The sequence below is a fragment of the Microbacterium sp. Se5.02b genome, assembly GCF_019464375.1.
Taxonomy (GTDB): domain Bacteria; phylum Actinomycetota; class Actinomycetes; order Actinomycetales; family Microbacteriaceae; genus Microbacterium.
In genome coordinates, this window is sequence record NZ_CP080491.1 from 1,708,150 (window position 1) to 1,731,246 (window position 23,097).

The window sequence follows — 23,097 nt, forward strand, 5'->3', positions numbered from 1 at the left end:
CTGAGCCGTGTTCGAGTCCGTCCAGACTCTGATCGACGAGCATCGCCGGGTGCAGGAGGAGCTCTCCGACCCGGCGGTGCACGCCGACGCCGCCCGAGCGAAGCGCGTCAACCGGCGCTACGCCGAGCTCTCGCGCATCGTCTCGGCGTATGAGGCCTGGGTCGCTGCGACCGACGATCTCGAGACCGCGCGCGAGTTCGCGCGCGAGGACGAGTCGATCGCGGCGGAGATCCCTGCGATGGAGGAGGAGTTGCAGGCCTCCCAGGAGCGTCTGCGGCGGCTGTTGATCCCGCGCGATCCGGACGATGCTCGCGACGTGATCATGGAGATCAAGGCGGGGGAGGGCGGTGCGGAGTCCGCGCTGTTCGCCGCCGATCTGCTGCGCATGTACATCCAGTACGCGGCGTCCAAGGGCTGGAAGACCGAGCTGCTCGAGCGCAACGAGTCCGACCTCGGCGGCTACAAGGACGTGCAGGTCGCGATCAAGGGCTCTTCGTCCGATCCTGCGCAGGGCGTCTGGGCACATCTGAAGTACGAAGGCGGAGTGCACCGCGTGCAGCGCGTCCCTGCCACGGAGTCGCAGGGCCGCATCCACACGTCGACCACCGGGGTGCTCGTCTTCCCCGAGGTCGACGAGCCCGAGGAGATCCAGATCGATCAGAACGATCTCAAGATCGACGTCTTCCGTTCGTCCGGTCCGGGTGGGCAGTCCGTCAACACGACCGACTCCGCGGTTCGCATCACCCACGTGCCGACCGGCATCGTCGTCTCGATGCAGAACGAGAAGTCGCAGCTGCAGAACCGCGAGGCCGGAATGCGTGTGCTGCGTGCGCGGCTGCTCGCGCGGCAGCAGGAGGAGCTGGACGCCGCCGCATCCGACGCCCGCCGTTCGCAGATCCGCGGCATGGATCGCTCGGAGCGCATCCGCACGTACAACTTCCCGGAGAACCGGATCGCCGACCACCGCACCGGGTTCAAGGCGTACAACCTCGATCAGGTGATGGACGGTGCGCTCGATCCGCTGATCGAGAGCGCGATCACCGCGGATGAGGAAGCTCGGCTCGCCGCGGTCGGTTCCGAATCCTGACGCGCGGAACGCCGTCCGAGCGCTAGGCTCTGGCCGTGATCACATTCCTGTTCCGCGGCCTCATGTACGTCGTGTCGGCGGGCCTCGGCCTGATCGCCGCCGATCTCCTTCTCGATGGCTTCGTGATCGAGTGGGACAAGTGGTGGGGCTTCGTCATCTGCATCCTGATCTTCGCGGTCCTGCAGAGCGTGCTCTCGCCCTGGGTGGGCAAGATCGCCGATCGCTACGCCCCGGTGCTGATGGGCGGCATCGGCATCGTCTCGACGCTCATCTCGCTCATCATCGTGGTGCTGTTGCCCATCGGAGGGCTCCGCATCACCGACCTCACCGGGTGGCTCCTCGGAGCGGTCATCGTGTGGTTGATCACCGCACTGGGAAGTGTGCTGCTGCCGTTGATCTTCCTGCGCAAGAAGGTCGACGCGGTCAAGACCGCGCGTCGCTAGCCTCCGTCGCCGCCGGCGGGTGACTCTTGCCACTCACCTCTCACAGAAGGAGCAGATCATGGCTCGAGTGATCGTCCATGCCACGGTGACCCTCGACGGGTTCCTCGCGGATGAGGATGGCGGGGTCGAGTGGATGTTCGGCCGCCCATCCGCACCGGAAGACGATCTCGTCGTCGAGAAGACCATGGAGCACATCGGCGCCATCGTCGGGGGAGCGAACAGGACCAGGACCATCGAGGACGGCGAGATCCCCTACGGCGGCATGCTGAAGGTGCCGGTGTACCTCATGACCCACACCGCGCACGAGCCGATCGAGCGAGACGGCATCGTCTACACGTTCGTGGTCGACGACATCGCGAAGGCGGTCGAGACGGCCATGCAGGCCGCGGGCGACAAGTGGGTCAGTCTGCTCGGCGGGAGCATCTCGCGACAGTGCCTCCAGCTCGGACTCGTCGACGAACTGCACCTCGACGTCGCGCCGGTTCTGCTGGGTGGGGGGATCTCGCTGTTCGCCGGGCTCGGGCGACGCATCGAGCTGGAGCGCCTCGAGACATCGGCCTTCGCGAGCGAAACCCATCTGCGCTACCGCGTCCTCCGCTGAGCGTGCCGATCGGCGTCGCGGCGCCGGAAGCACGTGCCCTCCTGCGGTCCACTCCGCGTCGGTCAGATCGCGTAGTAGTCCGGCGCGGTGAGCAGCGCTCTGGTGTCGTCGCCGACGGTGCGGTGACGAGGCTTGGCGGGCACGCCGACCAGGACGCTGTCTTCCGGGGCGTCGCGGGTGACGACGGCGTTGGCGCCGACCACCGAGCGTGCGCCGATCGTCACGGGGCCGAGGATCTTCGCCCCGGCGCCGACCATGACTCCGTCGGCGAGCGTCGGGTGCCGCTTGCCAGAGGTCCTGGTGCGTCCTCCGAGGGTGACGCCGTGATACAGCATCACGTCGTCGCCCACCTCGCTCGTCTCCCCGATCACCACACCCATGCCGTGGTCGATGAAGAAGCGACGCCCGATCCGCGCACCCGGATGGATCTCGATGCCGGTCAGCCATCGGGTGACCTGCGAGCCCGCCCGTGCGAGCAGCCGCAGGCGGCGACGCCAGAGTGCGTGCGCGACGCGGTGCGCCCAGATCGCGTGGAGACCCGGGTACAGCAGAGCGACCTCGATGCCGCTGCGCGCGGCCGGGTCCCGGAGGCGAGCCGCCGCGATGTCTTCGCGCATTCGCCCGATCATGCCCATCGGACGGCTCAGTCTTCGCGGAGATCCTCGAACAGCGCGGTGGAGAGGTAGCGCTCACCGGTGTCCGGGATCACGACGACGATCGTCTTGCCGGCGTTCTCCGGGCGGGCGGCGACCTTGAGCGCTGCGGCCACCGCCGCGCCGGACGACATGCCGACGAGCAGACCCTCCTTGGCCGCGAGGTCGCGGGCGACCCGCAACGACTCATCGAACTCGGCGGTGAGGATCTCGTCGAGCACCGCACGGTCGAGCACGTCAGGGACGAAGTTCGGGCCGATGCCCTGGATCTTGTGCGGGCCGGGGTGTCCCTCGGTGAGCACGGGGAGTCCTTCGGCTCGACGGCGATGACCTGAACCCCGGGCTTCGCGGCCTTGAGGGCCTGGCCCGTCCCGGTCACGGTGCCGCCGGTTCCGACACCGGCGACGAGGATGTCGACGGCGCCGTCGGTGTCGCGGAGGATCTCCTGAGCCGTCGTCTCACGGTGGATCTGGGGGTTCGCAGCGTTCTCGAACTGACGGATCCAGATCGCGCCCGGGGTCTCGGCGACGATGCGCTTGGTCTCCTCGATCGCACCGCTCATGCCCTTCGTCGGGTCGGTGAGCACGATCTCGGCGCCGAACGCCTTGAGCAGCACGCGCCGCTCCTTCGACATCGACGCCGGCATCGTCAAGATGACCCGGTAGCCACGCGCCGCGCCGACCATCGCGAGAGCGATGCCCGTGTTCCCGCTGGTCGACTCGACGATCGTCCCGCCGGGGGTGAGGTCGCCCGAGGCCTCGGCCGCGTTGATCATGGCGATGCCGATGCGATCCTTCACGCTGGAGGCGGGGTTGTAGTACTCAAGCTTGGCGAGCACCGTCGCACCAAGGCCTTCGGTCACGCGGTTCAGACGCACGAGCGGCGTGTTGCCGAAAGCGGTCGTGATGTCGGAGTGGATGCCGGGCATGGGGAGCCTTCCTGTGCGGGTTCGCTGCCGCACCAGCCTAGGGGAGGAGGCTATGCGCGAGGGCAATGTGACGGGCTCGCGCACTCTACGCTGGAACCCATGCCCGACACCTCTCTCGGCTCGGTCGTCCGCGCCGCAGCTCAGCGCCTCGCCGATGCCGGCGTCCCGGATCCCGCGGTCGACGCCGAACTGCTCGCCGGTCATGCCCTCGGACTCCGACGCGGTGAGGTGCAGGCGGCGATCATCCGCCGAGACGAGGTCGACGACGAGGCTGCGGCTGCTCTCGACGCACTGGTGATGCGCCGCGCAGCGCGCGAGCCCCTGCAGCACATCACGGGCACAGCGCCCTTCCGTCACCTCGAACTGGCGGTCGGTCCCGGTGTCTTCGTGCCGCGCCCGGAGACCGAGACCGTCGTGCAGTACGCGATCGATGCGCTGCTCGCGTCGGCGGAGCCTTCGCCGATCGGTGTCGATCTCGGCACCGGGAGCGGGGCGATCGCTCTCGCGATGGCGACCGAGGTGCCGCACGCCCGTGTCTTCGCCGCAGAGCTCTCCACGGATGCGCATGCGTGGGCCAGCCGCAACGTGGCGGGCGTCGACAATCTGACCCTCGTCCTGTCCGACCTGGCGGAGGCGTTCCCCGAACTCGACGGCACCGCATCCGTCGTCATCTCCAATCCGCCGTATGTTCCTGACGCCGCGATCCCGCGTGATCCGGAGGTGCGTCTCTTCGATCCCGACATGGCGCTGTACGGGGGAGAGGACGGACTCGACATCGTCCGCGTACTCAGCACCCGAGCGCTGCGCCTGCTGCATCCCGGTGGCCTTCTGGTGATCGAGCACGGCGAACTCCAGGGCGAATCGATCAGGGAGATCCTGACCGCCGACGGCTGGCGAGGAGCCGCCACGCATCGCGATCTCACGCTGCGGGACCGTGCCACCACGGCACTCAGGCCCTGATCAGCAGGCTCCGAGCATCCTCCGTATCCGCGCCGCATAGAATCGAACCGTCATGTCAACCATCTTCGACTGCCGCGACGACTCGCAGCTGCTCGCCGGCATGCGCCATGCGCGCCAGGCGATCGGCCGTGGCGACCTCATCGTGATGCCCACAGACACCGTGTACGGCGTCGCCGCCGACGCCTTCTCCCCGGCAGCCGTCCAGCGGCTCCTCGATGCGAAAGGACGGGGGCGCGATCAGCCACCGCCCGTCCTCATCGGCTCGAAGGAGACGCTCGCCGCCCTGGCGGAGTCCGTCCCGGAACCCGTCGAGCGCCTCATCGAGGCCTTCTGGCCTGGCGGGCTGACGATCGTGCTCCCGGCCCAGCCCTCCCTGGTGTGGGATCTGGGGGAGACGCTGGGAACGGTCGCCGTGCGGATGCCGGAGGGACGCGTCGCCCTGGAGCTGCTGGCCGAGACCGGGCCTCTGGCCGTGTCCAGCGCGAACCTCACCGGCCGACCGGCTGCGATCTCCGCACTGGATGCGGAGAAGATGCTGGGTGACAGCGTCTCCGTGTATCTCGCAGACGGCCTCAGCAAGGACGGCATCGCCTCCACGATCGTCGATGCGACGTCTCTGGTCCGCCGTGGTTCCGATTCCGAGACAGGCGGCGTCCGCATCCTCCGCGACGGCGCGGTCTCGCGTGAGCAGCTCCAGGAGGTGCTCGGCGATCTGCTCGAGCCCGAGGAGCAAGGGGAGCACGAGCACGCCGAGCAGGCGCACGTGGAGGAGCAGCAGGACGCGGATTCGTGAAGCAGTACCTCGCCACGATCATCATCACGGCAGCGATCACGTTCGCGCTGACCTGGGCGGTCTGGCGACTGAGTCTGCGGTTCAAGCTGTACCCGGGTATCCGTGAGCGCGACGTGCACACGACGCCGACGCCGCGTCTCGGCGGCGTCGCCATCTTCCTCGGTATCGCCGCAGCCTTCGGGTTCTCGGCCATCAACCCCTTCTTCCAGAGCATCTGGATACCGCCGCAGACGATGTGGTCGATCCTCGGAGCCTCCCTGCTGATCGCGATCATCGGGGTCGTCGACGACCTCTGGGACATCGACTGGATGATCAAGCTGGGTGCGCAGTTCCTGGCCGCGGGTGTCATCACCGTCGGGGGAGGGCTGCAGATCCTCTCGCTGCCCTTCGGCGATCTGATCGTGGTCTCGAGCTGGCTGAGCATCACGATCACGATGTTCGCGATCGTGATCGTGATGAACGCGGTGAACTTCATCGACGGACTCGACGGTCTCGTGGCCGGCGTCTGCCTGATCTCGAACGGCGTGTTCTTCGCGTACTCCTACATCTTCACGCGCGACTCCGGCGCCTCCAGCTACTTCAACCTGTCGACGTTCCTCGCCGCCGCGCTGATCGGGGCCTGCCTGGGCTTCCTGCCGCTGAACTGGAGCCCGGCGAAGCTCTTCATGGGCGACTCCGGAGCCCTCGTGGTGGGTCTGCTCATGGCGACGTCGGCGATCGCGATCACCGGGCAGATGGACCCCTCGGCCCTCGACCCCGAGCGGCTCGGACGCTCGCAGCTGGTCGGTGCGTTCCTGCCCATCCTGCTGCCGCTGCTGGTGGTGCTCCTTCCCCTGCTCGACTTCGGGCTCGCCGTGCTGCGACGCATGAGCGCCGGCCGTTCGCCGTTCTCGCCCGATCGCAAGCACCTGCATCACCGGATGCTCGATCTCGGACACCGTGACCGCGACGCGGTCCTGATCTTCTATGCATGGACGGCGGTCATCTCGCTGGCCGTCCTGCTGATGTACGTCGGCGCGCGGGAGGACTGGCCCGGTCAGTACCTGCCCGGCGTCGGCTTCGGCATCGTGGGCATCGCCGCCTGCCTCGTCGTGACCCTGAGCCCCACCCGCCGCAGGAAGCGTGCAGCGGCCGCCGAACCCGACCAGACCCCCGTGGAGCCCCGATGAGCCCGAGCCCTGTTTCCAGCACCCCGATCCTGCGACGGACCCTGATCTGGTCGGCTGTGGCGACCGGGGTTCTCGCCGTCGTCGCGGCCGGCATCGGCTACATCGTCGCTCAGGGCGAGGGTCTGGTCAGCGGCCTGCTCGGCGTCCTGTTGGCGGCGCTCTTCCTCGCGATCACCGGCATCAGCATCCTGATCGCCAACCGCTGGTACGGCGATCCGATCTACGTGCAGCTCTTCTTCGCCATCGTCCTCGGCGGCTGGCTGCTCAAGCTCGGGCTCTTCGTCGTCGCGATGATCCTGCTCGCCGGGCAGCCGTGGCTGCATCCGATGGTGTTCTTCCTCTCCATCGTGGCCGGCGTGCTGATGTCGCTGGCGATCGACGTCATCGTCCTCACCCGTATGCGCCTGCCCCACGTCAGCGACACGAGCCTGCCGACCGAGGTCCCCGAGGACCGTGCACCGGGCCGTGCGAACGAGATCGGCGACGGACCGGAGCCGGCCGAGGGCGGCCCGCGGTCTTAGGGCACCCTCAGATTCTGATACTGTTGAAACGTGCCCGCCGCTCGCCCGCGAGCGCTTGCGCTGTGTAGCACACCGACCATCGTCGCCCCGGTTTAGACCGGTGCCCCGAAGCTGGAGCCCGCGCTGTTTAATCTTGCTGCGACCCTGACCCCCCGACTTGCCTCCGACGGCGAGTTCCACGGCCCTTCGATTGACGATTTCTTCCCGGAGATCCTCTTCAACGTCGGCCCGATCCCCGTGAACCGGATCCATCTGGTCCAGTTGCTCGCGGTGATCGCCGTGGTCCTGATCCTCTGGCTCGGCACGCGTCGGATGAAGGTCGTCCCCGGACGATTCCAGAGCCTGGTCGAGATGGGGCTCGGCTTCGTCCGCACCAACGTCGCCCACGACATGCTGGGTCGCAAGGACGGCGATCGCTTCCTGCCGATCCTCACGACGATCTTCTTCATGGTGCTGTTCATGAACATCACCGGGATCATCCCCTTCCTGAACATGCCGGGAACGGCGATCGTGGCGGTGCCGCTCACCCTCGCGGTGGTCAGCTACGTGACCTTCATCTACGCCGGCATCAAGCGACACGGATTCAAGTTCTTCAAGAACTCGCTCTTCCCGCAGGGTGTGCCGGTGGCCGCCATGCCGATCGTCGCGATCATCGAGCTCATCTCGACCTTCATCCTCCGCCCCGTCACTCTGACGCTGCGTCTTCTCATGAACCTCGTCGTGGGGCACATGATCCTGGTCCTCGCGTTCTCCGCGACCCAGTTCTTCTTCTTCACCGCAGGCGGCGGCTGGGCCGCGCTCGGTGTCGGAACCCTCGCCTTCGGCGGCGCCTTCACTCTCTTCGAGATTCTGGTCGCCGTCCTCCAGGCATACGTCTTCACCGTCCTCACCGCGGTCTACATCCAGCTCGCGGTCGCAGAAGAGCACTGAGCGGGCAGGCATCAGCCTTCCCACCCAACGAAAGGAAAAACCCGTGGACGCTACTACGGTTCTCGCTGAAATCAACGGTCACATCGGAGCGGTCGGCTACGGCCTCGCAGCCATCGGCCCGGCCATCGGCGTCGGCATCGTCGTCGGCAAGACCATCGAGGGCGTCGCCCGTCAGCCCGAGCTGGCCGGCCGTCTCCAGGTCCTCATGTGGATCGGTATCGCCTTCACCGAGGCGCTCGCGTTCGTCGGCATCGCCGTCGCATTCATCCCGTTCCCCGCGTAATTCTCACCGACTTCAGAAGGAGACAGGATGCTGAACGCTCTTGTCACGAACCTCGCAGCTGAGGGGGAGCCGAACAACCCCCTCATCCCTGCGTGGTACGACATCATCTGGTCGGGCGTGTGGTTCATCGTCATCCTGATCGTCGTCTGGAAGGTCGCCCTTCCCCGGCTGACGAAGATGCTCGACGAGCGCTCCGCCGCCATCGAGGGCAACATCGCGAAGGCCGACGAGGCCCAGAAGCAGGCCGAGGCGGCTCTCGAGGAGTACACGCGTCAGCTCGCTGAGGCGCGCACCGAGGCCGGCGAGATCCGCGAAGCCGCCCGTGAGGACGGCAAGAAGATCGTCGCCGAGGCGAAGGACACCGCGACCGCCGAGGCTGCTCGCATCACCGCCACCGCGCACACGCAGATCGAGGCGGAGCGTCAGACCGCTCTCGTCTCGCTGCGCAGCGAGGTCGGATCGCTCGCTCTCGACCTCGCCGGTGGCGTCGTCGGCGAGACGCTCTCCGACGATGCTCGTGCGACGGCTGTCGTCGATCGCTTCCTCGCCGACCTCGAGGCATCCGAGAAGGCGGCTCAGTAATGGGCAGCGCGACCACTCAGGCACTCGCGGCATCCATCCAGACGCTTGCCGCAGCGAAGGACGTCACTCTCGACACCGCGCGGGAGCTGCTCGCTGCCGCACGTGCCGTGAGCGAGTCGTCTCAGCTGAGCGGCGCGCTTGCTGATCCCTCCGCACCCGCCGCGGCACGGCAGAACGTCGTCGCCGCGGTGTTCGGCGGGTTCTCCACGGGTACTCAGGATGTTCTGAAGACCGCCGTGGCGGAACGCTGGTCGAACGCCGGCGAGCTGGTGGACGGTATCGAGGAGCTCGCGATCCGCGCTGCCGCGATCGCCGATCCGGATGCGGACATCGAGGGAGAGCTCTTCGGGTTCTCCCGCGTGATCGCAGCCAATCCCGAGCTCGAGCTCGCGCTGGGCAGCCGCCTCGGCGGAGAAGACGCCAAGGGTGCGCTCGTCGAGCGCCTCCTGGCCGAAGGCTCCACGAGCGCTGCGGCATCGCTGATCATCACGTCGCTCGTGCGCCAGCCGCGCGAACGTCGTGTGCGGCGCCTGCTGAACCGGGCGATGAGCATCGTCTCCAGCCAGCGCGGTCGCGTGGTGGCCACGGTGCACACCGCCGCTGCACTGAGCGATGCGCAGCGAGCACGTCTCAGCGATTCGCTCTCGCGTCGCTACGACGGTCAGGTGTCTCTCAACGTCGTCATCGACCCTGCCGTGGTCGGAGGTCTGCGTGTGCAGATCGCCGATGACGTCATCGACGGCAGCATCTCCGCACGACTCGCAGACCTTCGCCAGAAGCTCGCGGGCTAACACGACTTCGCGCGGGGAACCGCGCACCCAGATACAAAGGGAAGACAATGGCAGAACTATCGATCAGCCCCGACGTCATCCGTGACGCGCTGAAGGACTTCGCCGCAGCATACGAGCCCTCCGGGGCTGGGGCGACCGAGGTCGGCACCGTCATCGACGCCGCAGACGGCATCGCGCACGTCGAGGGACTGCCCGGCGTCATGGCGAACGAGCTCGTGATCTTCGCGGACGGCACCAAGGGGCTCGCGCAGAGCCTGAACGAGCACGAGATCGGCGTCGTCGTCCTCGGCGACTTCACCGGTGTCGAAGCAGGTCAGGAAGTCACCCGCACGGGCGAGGTCCTCTCGGTTCCGGTCGGCGACGGCTACCTCGGCCGCGTGGTCGACCCGCTCGGCAACCCGATCGACGGCCTCGGCGCGATCGCCACCGAGGGCGTCCGTGCCCTCGAGCTGCAGGCCCCCGGCGTCATGCAGCGCAAGTCGGTGCACGAGCCGATGCAGACCGGCATCAAGGCCATCGACGCGATGATCCCGGTCGGTCGCGGCCAGCGTCAGCTCATCATCGGCGACCGCCAGACCGGTAAGACGGCGATCGCGATCGACACGATCATCAACCAGAAGGCGAACTGGGAGTCCGGCGACGTCAACAAGCAGGTCCGCTGCATCTACGTCGCCATCGGCCAGAAGGGCTCGACCATCGCTTCGGTGAAGGGCGCGCTCGAAGAGGCCGGCGCCCTGGAGTACACCACGATCGTGGCTGCTCCGGCGTCCGACCCCGCCGGCTTCAAGTACCTGGCTCCCTACACGGGTTCCGCCATCGGTCAGCACTGGATGTACGGCGGCAAGCACGTCCTCATCATCTTCGATGACCTGTCGAAGCAGGCCGAGGCCTACCGTGCCGTCTCCCTGCTCCTGCGTCGCCCGCCGGGCCGCGAGGCATATCCCGGTGACGTCTTCTACCTGCACTCGCGTCTGCTCGAGCGTTGCGCGAAGCTGTCCGACGAGCTCGGCGCCGGTTCCATGACGGGTCTCCCGATCATCGAGACCAAGGCCAACGACGTCTCGGCCTACATCCCGACCAACGTGATCTCGATCACCGACGGCCAGATCTTCCTCCAGTCCGACCTCTTCAACGCCAACCAGCGTCCGGCGGTCGACGTGGGTATCTCGGTCTCGCGAGTCGGTGGTGACGCGCAGGTCAAGTCCATCAAGAAGGTCTCCGGAACGTTGAAGCTGGAGCTCGCGCAGTACCGCTCGCTCGAGGCGTTCGCGATGTTCGCATCCGACCTCGACGCGGCCTCGCGTCGTCAGCTCTCCCGCGGTGCGCGTCTGACCGAGCTGCTCAAGCAGCCGCAGTACTCGCCGTACCCCGTCGAGGAGCAGGTCGTCTCGATCTGGGCCGGCACGAACGGCAAGCTCGACACCATCGAGGTCGAAGACGTCCTGCGCTTCGAGCGCGAGCTCCTGGACTACCTGCGTCGCAACACCTCGGTTCTCGACACGCTGCGCGACACCAACGTCCTCGACGACGCCACTGTCGCAGAGCTCGAGAAGCAGACGGATGCCTTCGTCCTGGAGTTCCAGGGCGGCAAGGGCCACGCCATCGGCGCCCCTGGTCACGAGGAGCACGCTGCAGCCGAGGCTGAAGACGTCAACCAGGAGAAGATCGTCAAGGGTCGTCGCGCGTAACCGCGTGAGGTACTGACATATGGGCGCTCAACTCAGGGTCTACAAGCAGAAGATCTCTTCTGCTCAGACGACCAAGAAGATCACGAAGGCGATGGAACTCATCGCGGCTTCGCGCATCCAGAAGGCGATGGCACGCGTCAAGGCGTCCACCCCCTTCGCGCGTGCCGTGACGAGAGCCGTGTCCGCCGTCGCGACGCACTCGAACGTGGATCACCCGCTGACCCGCGAGTCCGAGAACATCACCCGCTCCGCGGTCGTGATCTTCTCCTCGGACCGCGGCCTCGCCGGAGCCTTCAACTCGCAGATCCTCCGTGAGGGTCTCGAGGTGGCTGAGCTCCTGCGTGAGCAGGGCAAGGAGCCGGTCTTCTACCTCATCGGCCGCAAGGCCGTCGGATACTTCCAGTTCCGACGCCTCGCTGCCGCTGCGGAGTGGACCGGAGACACCGACACCCCGTCGTTCCACACCGCCGAGGAGATCTCCGCGACGCTGCTCGATGCTTTCTCCCGCGGGGGCGAGGGCGGCGGCGTCGACGAGATCCACCTCGTGTACAACCGTTTCGTCAGCATGATGACGCAGTCGCCCGAGTCGGTGCGTCTGCTCCCGCTGGAGATCACGGAAGCCGATGAGTCGGAAGCCGGTAATACCGTCTACCCGCTGTACGAGTTCGAGCCGGACGCCGAGACCGTTCTCGACGCGATCCTGCCGGTGTACATCCAGAGCCGCGTCTTCAACGCCCTCCTGCAGTCCTCTGCCGCCAAGCAGGCGGCGACGCAGAAGGCGATGAAGTCGGCCAGCGACAACGCCGACAAGCTCATCACCGACTACACCCGCCTGCGCAACAACGCGCGTCAGGCGGAGATCACGCAGCAGATCGCCGAGATCGTCGGCGGCGCCGACGCTCTCTCGAGCAAATAGACCATCAGGAAAGAGACGAAAATGACCCTCACCGCTCCGGCTGACCAGCCGGCGACCGCGGTCGTCGGGCGCGTCGCACGCGTCAACGGTCCGGTTGTCGACATCGAGTTCCCGCACGACTCGATCCCCGACATCTACAACGCTCTCAAGACGTCGATCACGGTCGACGAAGAGACCACCGAGATCACGCTCGAGGTCGCTCAGCACCTCGGCGACGACCTCGTCCGCGCCATCGCCCTGAACCCGACCGACGGCATCGTCCGCGGCCAGGAGGTCCGCGACACCGGTGAGGCCATCTCGGTCCCCGTCGGCGACGTGACCAAGGGCAAGGTGTTCAACGTCATCGGCGAGGTGCTCAACCTCGAGCCCGGCGAGACGATCGAGGTCACCGAGCGCTGGCCCATCCACCGCAAGGCGCCGAACTTCGACCAGCTCGAGTCCAAGACTCAGATGTTCGAGACCGGCATCAAGTCGATCGACCTCCTCACCCCGTACGTGCTGGGTGGAAAGATCGGTCTGTTCGGTGGCGCCGGTGTCGGCAAGACCGTCCTCATCCAGGAGATGATCCAGCGCGTCGCGCAGGACCACGGTGGTGTGTCGGTGTTCGCCGGTGTCGGTGAGCGCACCCGTGAGGGCAACGACCTCATCCACGAGATGGAGGAGGCGGGCGTCTTCGACAAGACCGCGCTCGTGTTCGGCCAGATGGACGAGCCGCCGGGAACGCGTCTGCGCGTCGCCCTCTCGGCTCTGACGATGGCGGAGTACTTCCGTGACGTGCAGAAGCAGGACGTGCTGCTCTTCATCGACAACATCTTCCGCTTCACGCAGGCCGGTTCCGAGGTCTCCACGCTGCTGGGCCGCATGCCCTCCGCCGTGGGCTACCAGCCGAACCTCGCCGACGAGATGGGTGTGCTCCAGGAGCGCATCACGTCGACGCGTGGTCACTCGATCACGTCGCTGCAGGCGATCTACGTGCCGGCCGATGACTACACCGACCCGGCCCCGGCGACCACCTTCGCCCACCTCGACGCGACGACCGAGCTCTCCCGTGAGATCGCCTCGAAGGGTCTGTACCCGGCCATCGACCCGCTGACCTCGACGTCGCGCATCATGGACCCCCGCTACTTGGGCGAGGACCACTACCGCGTCGCGACGACGGTCAAGCAGATCCTCCAGAAGAACAAGGAACTGCAGGAGATCATCGCGATCCTCGGTGTCGACGAGCTCTCCGAAGAGGACAAGATCGTCGTGTCGCGTGCACGTCGCATCCAGCAGTTCCTCTCGCAGAACACCTACATGGCGAAGAAGTTCACCGGTGTCGAGGGCTCGACCGTTCCGCTGAAGGAGACCATCGAGTCGTTCGATGCGATCACCCGGGGTGACTTCGACCACGTCGCCGAGCAGGCCTTCTTCAACGTCGGTGGCATCTCCGACGTCGAAGAGCAGTGGGCGAAGATCCAGAAGGAGAACGGCTGACCATGGCATTGCATGTCAGCCTCGTCTCCGCGGATGCGGAGGTCTGGACGGGAGAGGCGAGCCTCGTGGTCGCCAAGACCGTCGAGGGTGAGATCGGCTTCATGACCGGCCACGAGCCGGTCCTGGCCATCCTCGCCGAAGGCCAGGTCCGGATCACGCAGTCCGATGGCACCAAGGTGCTGGCCAACGCTCAGGACGGGTTCCTCTCCATGGAGGGTGACACCCTGACGATCGTCGCCGGCAACGCGGCTCTCATCGCCTAGCGACAACCGTTTCGACACGTCCGCCTCGGTACCCGTTCGGGTCCCGGGGCGGACGCGTCTGCATCCACAGAGGTTTCATGAAGATCCTGCTCCCTCCGTCGGAGACCAAGCGCGAGGGCGGTGACGGTCCGCCGCTCGATCTCGATGCCCTCGCACTGCCGGCGCTCGGATCGCACCGGTCTGCTGTCCTCGACGCGCTGGTCGATCTCGCGGCTGACGAGTCCGCCGCCAGACGCGTCCTCAAGTTGAGCGACCGACAGACCGGCGATATCGCCCACAACAGGAGACTGCGGACGTCGCCGACGATGCCGGCCGTAGACCGCTACACGGGGGTCCTGTTCGATGCGCTCGACGCGCGGACGCTCCCGGCTGCGTCTCGTCGCTGGTTGGCGACGCACGTCTGGATCCACAGCGCCCCGTTGGGACCGGTCGGGGCTCTCGATCCGCTCCCCGCATATCGGCTGGCGGCAGGCACCTCGCTCCCCGGTCTTCCTGCGCTCAGACGCCACTGGAGCGCCGCGACCACTTCCGCCCTCGCCGACGCCGCACCGTCATTCGTTCTCGACCTGCGCAGCGAGGCCTACGTCGCCCTCGGCCCGGTTCCCGCGACCGTTCCATCCGTGTACGTGCGGGTGGTGACCGAACAGGGGAGGGCGCTGAACCACTTCAACAAGAAGTCCAAGGGGCTCCTCGTCCGTGCTTTGGCCCAGGACAAGCCACGTACGGGTACTCTCCGAGGCTTCCGGTCGTGGGCGCAGGCGCACGGGATCGTGTTCCGTGACGGCGAACACTCCGGCGTCGTGGAGCTCGTCGTCACCGAATAGCGCCCGGTTCGGCGCGCCTCATGTCGCCCGCGCGGCTCATTGCCGGGGGTATTGCACACCGATATGGTGGTGTCGCGGCGTGAATCGCGTCCGTTCATTCAGATCCGGAGGGGATCATGGACTCCTACTACGACTCGGGATACCTTGCCGCGATAGCCGGCATCGTCATCTTCAGCATCATCATCGGGCTCGCGGGATACGTCCTGGGGTCGCTCTTCTACATGAAGATCTTCCAGAAGGCCGGTGTGCAGGGTGCCTGGCGCGCCTGGGTGCCGGTGTACAACGTGATGATCTTCTTCAAGCTGGGTGATCTGAGCCCCTGGCTCGTGCTCTACGGCATCGCCGGCACTGCCCTGCTGGGCTGGATCGGAGTCGGCTACGTCTTCTCGGTCGCACTCGCCGTCCTCTCCGCCATCGCGGCGTGGCGAGTCGGGCTCAAGCTCCAGAAGGATGCGGTCTGGGTCATCCTCTACGTCTTCCTGAGCATCGTCTGGCTCGGCATCAACGCCTTCGACAAGTCCCGCTGGAACCCGAACATCCAGCCGGCCTCCTGGGCGGGCAACGGATTCCTCGGTGACCGCACGGTGTGGGACGGCATCCCCGCTCAGCCTTCGGCCGCTGCGCCGCAGGCGGGGTACGGCGCTCCTCAGGGCTACGCTCCTCCGGCGCCGCAGGGCTACGCACCACCGGCACAGCCCGGCTATGCTCCGCCCGCGCAGCCTGGCTACGCACCGCCCGCAGGCCCCGCGGCCCCCGCGACCGGCGCCCCGGTTCCCCGGTTCCGCCGACCACCCCGCCGGCACCTCCGGCCACGCCGCCCGCGCCTCCGACGGCGCCTCCGGCTGCACCGCCGACCACGCCTCCCGCGCCTCCGGCACCGCCGAGCGACCCGACGCAGCCGCCGGCCTGACCATCTGAGACAGGGCTCCCGACCTCGGTCGGGAGCCCTGTGGCGTTCCCGGGTGGTCCTCGATCCGGAGCGGCCGCTAACGTGGAAGCCATGGTCTTGTCGCAGCGCCGCGTCGGCGCGTCCGGTCTTCTCGTCTCGTCCACAGGCCTCGGCTGCAACAACTTCGGACGCGCGGGAACCGCGACCGAGTCCCTCGCCGGAACGCGCGAGGTGATCGACGCCGCCCTCGCCAACGGGATCACCTTCTTCGACACCGCCGACATGTACGGAGCGGTCGCCGGTGCCAGCGAGGCGTTGATGGGGGAAGCGCTGGAGGGACGGCGCGACAGCGTCGTGCTGGCGACGAAGTTCGGGCAGGAGCGTGACATGGGGTACGCGTTCCCGGCGGCCCGCGGGTCGCGTCGATATGTCCGTCGCGCCGTCGAGGAGTCGCTGCGGCGACTGCGCACCGACTGGATCGACCTGTATCAGCTGCACCTGCCCGACCCCGAGACGCCGATCACCGAGACGACGGACGCGCTCGACGAGCTCGTGCGCGAAGGCAAGATCCGCTACTACGGCCACTCGAACTTCACCGGGTGGCAGGTGGCGGAAGCCGAGCTCACCACGCGCGCACGTTCGACCGGTCGTTTCGTGTCTGCGCAGAATCACTACTCCCTCCTTTCACGGGCCGCGGAGCGTGAGGTGCTTCCTGCGGTGGAACGCTTCCACTTGGGCTTCTTCCCCTACTTTCCGTTGCACAACGGGCTGCTCACGGGGAAGTTCACCCGCGATGGAGGTCCGTCGTCGAGCCGGATCATGTCCGAGCGCCGCCACCTGTGGGAGAGGGCGCCCTGGGATGCGCTCGACGCGTTCCGAGATTTCTGCGACGACCGAGGCATCACCATGGTGCAGGCGGCGTTTGGCTGGCTTCTCGCGCGGCCCGCGGTGTCGAGCGTCATCGCCGGTGCCACGTCTGTGGCGCAGGTGGAGGCGAATGCCGCCGCGGGGGATGCGTGGCGTCCGGATGCCGCCGACCTCGAGATCATCGACGGACTTTTCCCGCTGCCCGCCGATCCGGCGGCCTGAGTGTGATCATGGGACAGGGGAGTTCTACTACGATGTGTGAGTATCCTGCGGACGCCCGACCCGTCGCAGGTCCATCGGAGGCAGCACGTGGCTGAGACGAAGACGCATCGCGTCACGGTTGCGCAGCGCCCTCTGCTGCTGTCCTGGGCGGGGGTCACCGACCTGGGTCGGCGACGCGAGACGAATCAGGACGCCTTTCTCGCAGAGTTCCCGCTGTTCATCGTCGCCGACGGCATGGGTGGTCACGCGGGCGGCGAGATCGCGAGTCGCAGCACGGTCGAGCGGCTGCAGGCCGTCGTATCCTCGGGCGAGGTGAGCGGCCCGTCGATCGAGAAGGCTCTCGAGCTGGCCGTAGGAGACATCGCGGATCACCCGGAGACGACCGACGAGGGCACGGGGACGACACTCACCGGTGTCTACTTCCACACCGAGGGCGAAGACGCGCAGTGGGTGGCGCTGAACATCGGCGATTCGCGGGTCTACCTGCTCCGGGATGAGCGCCTCGTGCAGGTGACGACCGATCATTCGGTGGTCCAGGAACTGATCACGGCGGGCAAGCTCAGCCCCGAGGAGGCCGAAGGGCATCCGTACAGCAACGTGATCACCCGCGCGGTCGGCGCGAGCGAGTTGACCGCGCCCGACTACGTCACGATCGACGTGCGACCGGGCGACCGGTTCGTCATCTGCTCCGACGGGCTCACGAAGGAGCTCACCGACTACGGCATCCAGCACTTCCTCCGGGAGAACAGCGATCCGAGCGACGGTGTGGATGCGATGTTGGCTGCGGCGCTCGAGAACGGGGGCCGCGACAACGTGACTCTCATCATCGTCCAGGTCTCGGACGAAGACGACTCATCCTCCCCAGACGAAGACACCGCGAAATAGCGGTTCGGCGCTGTGGACAGCGCCGGATCACCGCACGCGTTGCGATCCACTGGATGGATGGAATCCCTTCCCATCGTGCTCCCGACGGCCCCTGCCCCGTCGCGCCGTGCTCCTCTGCCGATCCTCGCGCCGGTCGTTCCTGTGCTCGGCGGAGTCGTGCTGTGGCTGGTGACCGGCTCGGCGTTCGCGCTCTGCTTCGCGGCTCTGGGGCCCCTGATGATGGGGGCCTCGCTGCTGGATGCGGCTCGTGCCCGGCGTCGCGAGCGCCGCGACGGCGATGCGCGGGCCGAGCGGGAGTGGGCGTTCGCCGAGGCCGAGTTGAGGCGTCGGCACGGTGACGAGCGGACGGCGCTGCGGCTTCGGCACCCTGACGCGGCTGCGTGTCTCGCGCAACCGCCGCTGCGAAGCGCGGAGCCGCCCGCATCGGCGACGCCTGTGGTCGTCGGCGCCGGAAGCATCTCGAGCAGCGTCCGCTGCAGCGGTGGCGATGATCGACGAGGGAGAGAATTCCGAGAGCGATGCTCCGTCCTCGATGCGGCTCCGGTCGTGGTGCCGCTCGGCGGTGGAATCTGCCTGCGGGGAGCGCAACCGCTGATCGCCGCCGCTGCACGAGCACTGGTCATCCAGCTCGGTATGCGCTTCAGCCCGGCGCAGCTGTCGTTGCGGGGGACGGGCCTCGATGCGTGCGGCGTGGGGGCGGCGCCGCATGCGGCGCGCGGAGGTCGAGGCAGGTTCGTCCTCGCGATCGACTCGAGCGAGATGGCGCGCACGGAGGCGGATGCCGTGATCTGGCTCGCGCCCGCTGACGCGGAGGTTCCGGAGGGCGTCACAACGGTGATCGACATCATCGAACCGTGCAGGGCGCGTCTGCGCACGCTGCACGACGCGACCGAGATCGCCGTCGAGTGTCTCTCCTTCGCGCAGACGGGAGCGATCGTGGAAGACCTCGCCGTGTCGGAGGATGCCGCCGATGTCCTCCCCGACGCCGTGTCGCTGGACGAGCTGGAGCAGCCGGACCCGAGGAGCGGCTTGAGCGCGGCGATCGGACGAAGCGCACGTGGGCAGGTCGTGCTCGACATCGTGGAGGACGGACCGCACGCGATCGTGACGGGCACGACCGGCACAGGTAAGAGCGAACTGCTGGTCAGCTGGGTCACGGCCATCGCCGCACGCAATGGACCAGACAGGGTCGTCTTCGTCCTGGCCGACTTCAAGGGCGGCACGACATTCGAGCCGCTGCGCGGTCTGAGGCAGGTCGCCGCCGTCATCACCGATCTCGACGAGGAAGGCGCACGGCGCGGGGTCTCCAGCCTCACCGCAGAGCTGCGACGTCGTGAGAGCGTCCTCACCGCGGCCGGCGCGCGAGACGTGGGCGAAGTCGACATGCCTCGACTGGTGATCGTCGTCGATGAGTTCGCCGCGCTGCTCTCGGAACACCCCGACCTGGGAGCGGTGTTCACCGATGTCGCGGCTCGGGGCCGTGCGCTCGGCATGCATCTGATCCTCGGCACCCAGCGGGCAGCGGGCGTCGTGCGGGATGCGCTGGCTGCCAACTGCCCCCTCCGCATCAGCCTTCGTGTCGGCGATCCCAGCGACAGTCGCCTCATGATCGGATCGGAGGCGGCTTCCGCGCTCCCCGGCGGCGCGGACTCGCGCGGACTGGCGCTCGTGCGGCGACCGGTCGACACCGAGCCCGTCGCGATGCGTGTGGCATTGACGGGTGCTGCCGACCTTCGCACTGCGGAACAGCGTTGGGCGACGGAGGCGCCCCCGCGCAGTCCCTGGCTCGCTGCCCTTCCCGCGTGCGTGCCCCTCACCGACCTGGTCGTCTCCGACGCAGCCGGGGCGGAGACCCTTGTGCTCGGGCGTTCCGACGACCCCGCGCATCAGGCCCAGCCTGCCGTGACCCTGCGCTGCGGGGAAGAGAGGGGAGTGCTGTTCCTCGGTATGCCGGGGTCTGGGCGTACGGCGGCTCTGCGTGCTCTGGCAGCGCAACGCGCGGATGCGAGATGGGTGCCGAGAGACCCGGAAGAGGCATGGGACCTCACCGTCGGGTGGGCGACCGGGAGCCGACGCGCTCCGTCGTTGGTGCTCTCAGACGACATGGATGCGCTCATCTCCCGGCTGCCGCCAGAGTACGCACAGCAGTTCGCACAGTACTGGGAAATGCTCCTGCGGAACGGGGAAGGAACGACGTTCGCGGTGACGGCGGCCAGGGCGTCAGGGACTCTGGGAAGGGTGCTCGACCTGATTCCGCAGCGGGCGCTGCTGAGGATGCCGACGCGCGTCGACCATCTCGCCGCCGGCGGAGACGCCTCGTCCTTCGTGCATGATCGCGTGCCGGGGCGCGCGAGAATCGGTGATCGCGAGGTGCAAGTGGCCTGGGTGCCCGAGGATCCCGACGGCTCTGACGGCCCCGACAGCCGCGACGAAGAGGCGACCGCGGCGGCGTGGACCCCGTCCTACGCGGTGACGGGCGTCGTCACTGCCGGCGCTCGATCCGTCGCGGCTCGGTTGCGCAAGGCGCATCCGTCCTTCGAGGTGATCGTCGCGGGGACGGAAGCCGTCGAACCGGAGCGCCCCTGCCTCGTCGTGGGAGACGGGGAGACCTGGCAGCGCAACTGGTCTTCCTGGCAGCGCATCCGCGCAGACGGCGAGATCGTGATCCGCGCGGAACAATCCGTAGACCTCCGGCAGCTTGCCGGTGTACGCGAACTTCCGCCCTATGCGCGTCCCCATGCAGGTCGAGCCTGGGCGATCGTCGGCGCGGGTTCGCCCCGACGGGTCATCATCCCGGAGCTGATGCCCCGATGATCGAGACCGAGGGGCGGAAGACGTCGAGGGGACGGTGGCGTCAGATCCCGGTCGCCGGTCGGATGACGCCGACTTCGGCACCTCCGCCGCTGATTGTGAGAGGGAGCGCTTCGCGGAGAGCCGACACATCGGAGTCGCTCAACCCGCCCGCGCGTGCGAGGAGAGTGGCGGCGACGATCGTGGATGCGCGGGTGGCGCCGTCGAGCATCTTCAACGCCACGGTCGTTCCGTTCGGAGCGACCATCACCATGACGCCCTCGGCGCCGTGCTTGGCGAAGACTCCGAGCTTCTCGATGGCGACGGTGTCGGGGCGGCCGGGCCCCTCGATGGTCCACGGGTGCTCGCGCACGGCACGCACCAGGGAACCCGCGACGCGATGGAGTGCGAACGGCGAACGGTCAGACGCCGTGCCGACGCGGTGCAGTGCACGTGCCAGGCCGGTGAGAGTCATCGCGAACACCGGGGCGCCGCAGCCGTCTATCGCGGTGTGCGCGACCTTCTCTCCCGTGAGCCGCTCGACGACCTCGCGGATGTGGGCCTGAAGCGGATGCGCGGGGTCGAGGTATCCATCGGTCGGCCACCCGGTCGCGACGCACGCCCGCAGCATTGCGGCGTGCTTCCCCGAGCAGTTCATCCGTACGCGACTCGGCTCTCCGTGCTCGCGGACGAGATCATCGCGTGTCGAGGAGTCGCTCGGCCACGACGCAGGACACCCGAGGGCGTCCTCGGTCAGCCCGCCCTCCGTCAGGATGTCCCGCACGACGGCGGCATGCCGGTCGGTGCCGACGTGGCTCGCCGTGGAGATCGCGAGCTGCTCGCCTTCGAGGACCGCGCCGGCCGTGATGCACGCGATCGCCTGGAGGGGCTTGAGGCTCGAGCGCGGCAGGATCAGAGCGTCGGTGTTGCCGTGGCGGGCCACGATCTCTCCCTCGGACGAGAGGACCACGGCAGCACCGGCGTGACGGGATTCGATGAAACCGCTCCGCTCGACGACGGCGAGTTCCACGGAATCCTGAACGGTGAGAGTCTCCAGCACCCGTCAACTCTAGCGTCGGGCGTCCGATGGCTCACCTCGGGCCCGTCGCCCCTGGCAGACTGTCGTCATGGCAGAGTCGACCCCCCGCGCCCTCGGCGAACATCACTATGCGCTCACCTCCGTGTGGACCGGCAACACGGGTGCCGGCACGAGCGGCTACCGCGACTACCGTCGCGACGTGACGATCGAGGTAGCAGGCAAGCCCGAGCTCCTGGCCTCGGCAGACAAGCCGTTCCGCGGAGATCCGTCGCGGTGGAATCCCGAGGACCTCCTGCTCGCCTCGCTCTCGGAGTGCCACCTGCTGTCCTATCTGCACGCGTGCGTCACCGCGGGCGTCGTCGTGGTGTCGTACCGTGACCACGCGAGCGGCATGATGCGCGAAGACGGCAAGGGCGGAGGGGCCTTCGTCGAGGTGATGCTGCGGCCCGAGGTGGTCGTCGCGGAGGCATCGATGATCGAGGCGGCAGAGCGCGCCCACGCGACGGCGAACGAGTGGTGCTTCATCGCGAACTCGATGAACTTCCCGGTGCACCACCAGGCGACGGTCAGCGCAGTCGGCTGAGTCCCGCGTCGGGTCAGCGACGTTCGTGGGGGAGCGCCTGCTTGATCTTCTCGATCGTGCCCTGTGCCGGCGCCTCGTTGTAGGTGCCCGCGAGCTCCTGCCCGGACAGCCCGTGGATCGCGGCCATGATCTCATCGGTGGCGAGGCGGCGCGCGCGCCCGCTCGTCGCCGGTCCGTGCGGCGACAGGTCGAGGGGCTCTCCGAAGCGGACCGTGATGCGCTCCTTGAGCGTGGGAACCTTGGCGCCCACCGGCATCACCGTGTCCGTGCCGATCAGCCCCACGGGGACGACGGGAGCGCCGGTCTGCAGCGCGAGGAACGCCACCCCGGTGCGGCCCTTGTACAGTCGCCCGTCCGTGGACCGCGTGCCCTCCGGATACAAGGCGACCGCGAGACCTTCGTCGAGCAGTTGGCGCTGCAGGTCGAGGGCATCCAATGCCGCCTGGCCCGCTCCGCGGCGAACCGGGATCGCACCGATCGACTCGAAGAACGTCTTGCTCATCCACCCCTTGAAGCCGGTGCCTTCGAAGTACGACGACTTGGCGAGGAAGTGAACCGGACGAGGCGCCGCGACCGGGATCGCGATCGAGTCGATGAAGGACAGGTGGTTGCTCGCGAAGATGACGGGTCCGGTCAGCGGGACGTTGTCCCGGCCCTCGATCCGCGGACGGTACACGGTCCTCGCGAGGGGAGTGATGAGGCTCCGCCCCAGGGTGTACGCGAGTCCGGCATGACGGGGCTTCGCAGTCCCGGTCGACGAGGATGCCTCTTCTGACGAGGGTTCGGGCTCGACGGACGGCGCAGAGGTCATCAGAGCAGGCTACTCCCGGATCCATGCCCTCGTGGGAATGAAGATTCGCGCCGCGCCTCCCAGCGAGGGCAAAGGGGTATGGGGGAGGATGGAGTGTCCCGCC

General features: G+C 67.7%; 24 protein-coding genes and 1 pseudogene. 21 read left to right on the forward strand and 4 right to left on the reverse strand.

Annotated elements, in window-relative coordinates; translation table 11 throughout:
• Positions 1–7: 7 nt before the first annotated feature.
• From prfA to K1X59_RS08455, 3 genes are read left to right on the forward strand one after another with little or no spacing between them, the layout of a single operon-like run.
• Positions 8–1,087, forward strand: coding sequence for a peptide chain release factor 1 (gene prfA, locus K1X59_RS08445; RefSeq protein ID WP_183152466.1), 1,080 nt, complete (start codon positions 8–10; stop codon positions 1,085–1,087).
• Between the two features lie 35 nt (positions 1,088–1,122).
• Entirely contained in the window at positions 1,123–1,530 is a 408-nt protein-coding gene (locus K1X59_RS08450) for a phage holin family protein (protein ID WP_183152467.1), read from the forward strand.
• A gap of 58 nt (positions 1,531–1,588) precedes the next feature.
• A complete protein-coding gene (locus tag K1X59_RS08455; RefSeq protein WP_183152468.1) occupies positions 1,589–2,131 on the forward strand; it encodes a dihydrofolate reductase family protein in 543 nt (180 codons plus the stop codon).
• Positions 2,132–2,193: 62 nt separating this feature from the next.
• Here the strand turns inward: K1X59_RS08455 and epsC are convergent, their stop codons facing one another.
• A complete protein-coding gene (epsC, locus tag K1X59_RS08460; RefSeq protein WP_220174140.1) occupies positions 2,194–2,766 on the reverse strand; it encodes a serine O-acetyltransferase EpsC in 573 nt (190 codons plus the stop codon).
• Between the two features lie 8 nt (positions 2,767–2,774).
• A pseudogene (gene cysK / locus K1X59_RS08465) lies at positions 2,775–3,916 on the reverse strand (cysteine synthase A).
• On the opposite strand from cysK, the gene prmC reads away from it, so the two are divergent.
• From prmC to K1X59_RS08545, 17 genes are all read left to right on the forward strand, one after another.
• Complete coding sequence (gene prmC / locus K1X59_RS08470; RefSeq protein ID WP_183152469.1) at positions 3,812–4,672, forward strand: peptide chain release factor N(5)-glutamine methyltransferase; 861 nt, start codon at positions 3,812–3,814, stop codon at positions 4,670–4,672. The pseudogene cysK and the gene prmC sit on opposite strands and share 105 nt — an antisense overlap.
• A gap of 52 nt (positions 4,673–4,724) precedes the next feature.
• Positions 4,725–5,465 carry an L-threonylcarbamoyladenylate synthase gene (locus K1X59_RS08475; protein ID WP_183152470.1) on the forward strand — a complete coding sequence of 247 codons (741 nt, stop codon included), beginning with the start codon at positions 4,725–4,727 and terminating at the stop codon, positions 5,463–5,465.
• Positions 5,462–6,634, forward strand: coding sequence for an MraY family glycosyltransferase (locus tag K1X59_RS08480; protein WP_183152471.1), 1,173 nt, complete (start codon positions 5,462–5,464; stop codon positions 6,632–6,634). The genes K1X59_RS08475 and K1X59_RS08480 overlap by 4 nt, the downstream gene beginning before the upstream one ends.
• Positions 6,631–7,155 carry a hypothetical protein gene (locus K1X59_RS08485; protein WP_183152472.1) on the forward strand — a complete coding sequence of 175 codons (525 nt, stop codon included), beginning with the start codon at positions 6,631–6,633 and terminating at the stop codon, positions 7,153–7,155. The genes K1X59_RS08480 and K1X59_RS08485 overlap by 4 nt, the downstream gene beginning before the upstream one ends.
• Before the next feature lie 237 nt (positions 7,156–7,392).
• Complete coding sequence (gene atpB / locus K1X59_RS08490; protein ID WP_244632539.1) at positions 7,393–8,085, forward strand: F0F1 ATP synthase subunit A; 693 nt, start codon at positions 7,393–7,395, stop codon at positions 8,083–8,085.
• 43 nt (positions 8,086–8,128) lie between these two features.
• Positions 8,129–8,368: an ATP synthase F0 subunit C gene (atpE, locus tag K1X59_RS08495; protein ID WP_045265023.1), complete on the forward strand. Its 240-nt coding sequence runs from the start codon at positions 8,129–8,131 to the stop codon at positions 8,366–8,368.
• A gap of 27 nt (positions 8,369–8,395) precedes the next feature.
• Positions 8,396–8,950, forward strand: a complete 555-nt coding sequence (locus tag K1X59_RS08500; protein WP_183152473.1) for a F0F1 ATP synthase subunit B — start codon at positions 8,396–8,398, stop codon at positions 8,948–8,950.
• Positions 8,950–9,741 carry a F0F1 ATP synthase subunit delta gene (locus tag K1X59_RS08505; protein ID WP_183152474.1) on the forward strand — a complete coding sequence of 264 codons (792 nt, stop codon included), beginning with the start codon at positions 8,950–8,952 and terminating at the stop codon, positions 9,739–9,741. Before K1X59_RS08500 ends, K1X59_RS08505 begins: the two co-directional genes overlap by 1 nt.
• A gap of 47 nt (positions 9,742–9,788) precedes the next feature.
• Positions 9,789–11,429 (forward strand): F0F1 ATP synthase subunit alpha, encoded by a 1,641-nt coding sequence (atpA, locus tag K1X59_RS08510; protein ID WP_183152475.1) that lies wholly within the window; start codon positions 9,789–9,791, stop codon positions 11,427–11,429.
• A gap of 19 nt (positions 11,430–11,448) precedes the next feature.
• Positions 11,449–12,345 carry a F0F1 ATP synthase subunit gamma gene (locus K1X59_RS08515; protein WP_183152476.1) on the forward strand — a complete coding sequence of 299 codons (897 nt, stop codon included), beginning with the start codon at positions 11,449–11,451 and terminating at the stop codon, positions 12,343–12,345.
• Between the two features lie 21 nt (positions 12,346–12,366).
• Positions 12,367–13,821 (forward strand): F0F1 ATP synthase subunit beta, encoded by a 1,455-nt coding sequence (gene atpD, locus K1X59_RS08520; RefSeq protein ID WP_183152477.1) that lies wholly within the window; start codon positions 12,367–12,369, stop codon positions 13,819–13,821.
• 2 nt (positions 13,822–13,823) lie between these two features.
• The gene (locus K1X59_RS08525) at positions 13,824–14,084 is read left to right on the forward strand and encodes a F0F1 ATP synthase subunit epsilon (RefSeq protein ID WP_017830988.1); all 261 of its coding nucleotides are present in this window, start codon (positions 13,824–13,826) and stop codon (positions 14,082–14,084) included.
• Between the two features lie 77 nt (positions 14,085–14,161).
• Positions 14,162–14,908 carry a YaaA family protein gene (locus K1X59_RS08530; RefSeq protein WP_183152478.1) on the forward strand — a complete coding sequence of 249 codons (747 nt, stop codon included), beginning with the start codon at positions 14,162–14,164 and terminating at the stop codon, positions 14,906–14,908.
• A gap of 116 nt (positions 14,909–15,024) precedes the next feature.
• Entirely contained in the window at positions 15,025–16,032 is a 1,008-nt protein-coding gene (locus K1X59_RS21240) for a hypothetical protein (protein ID WP_258567187.1), read from the forward strand.
• Positions 15,915–16,886: an aldo/keto reductase gene (locus K1X59_RS08535; RefSeq protein ID WP_258567210.1), complete on the forward strand. Its 972-nt coding sequence runs from the start codon at positions 15,915–15,917 to the stop codon at positions 16,884–16,886. The genes K1X59_RS21240 and K1X59_RS08535 overlap by 118 nt, the downstream gene beginning before the upstream one ends.
• A gap of 87 nt (positions 16,887–16,973) precedes the next feature.
• Complete coding sequence (locus K1X59_RS08540) at positions 16,974–17,771, forward strand: PP2C family serine/threonine-protein phosphatase (protein ID WP_183152481.1); 798 nt, start codon at positions 16,974–16,976, stop codon at positions 17,769–17,771.
• Between the two features lie 57 nt (positions 17,772–17,828).
• Positions 17,829–20,585: an FtsK/SpoIIIE domain-containing protein gene (locus K1X59_RS08545; protein ID WP_220174141.1), complete on the forward strand. Its 2,757-nt coding sequence runs from the start codon at positions 17,829–17,831 to the stop codon at positions 20,583–20,585.
• 40 nt (positions 20,586–20,625) lie between these two features.
• Here the strand turns inward: K1X59_RS08545 and K1X59_RS08550 are convergent, their stop codons facing one another.
• Positions 20,626–21,621, reverse strand: a complete 996-nt coding sequence (locus tag K1X59_RS08550; protein WP_220174142.1) for an asparaginase — start codon at positions 21,619–21,621, stop codon at positions 20,626–20,628.
• Positions 21,622–21,688: 67 nt separating this feature from the next.
• Here K1X59_RS08550 and K1X59_RS08555 point away from each other — a divergent pair, with 67 nt between their 5' ends.
• Positions 21,689–22,183, forward strand: a complete 495-nt coding sequence (locus tag K1X59_RS08555; RefSeq protein WP_183152484.1) for an OsmC family protein — start codon at positions 21,689–21,691, stop codon at positions 22,181–22,183.
• Positions 22,184–22,196: 13 nt separating this feature from the next.
• On the opposite strand, the gene K1X59_RS08560 is transcribed toward K1X59_RS08555, so the two are convergent.
• Entirely contained in the window at positions 22,197–22,994 is a 798-nt protein-coding gene (locus K1X59_RS08560) for a 1-acyl-sn-glycerol-3-phosphate acyltransferase (RefSeq protein ID WP_220174143.1), read from the reverse strand.
• Between the last annotated feature and the right edge of the window lie 103 nt (positions 22,995–23,097).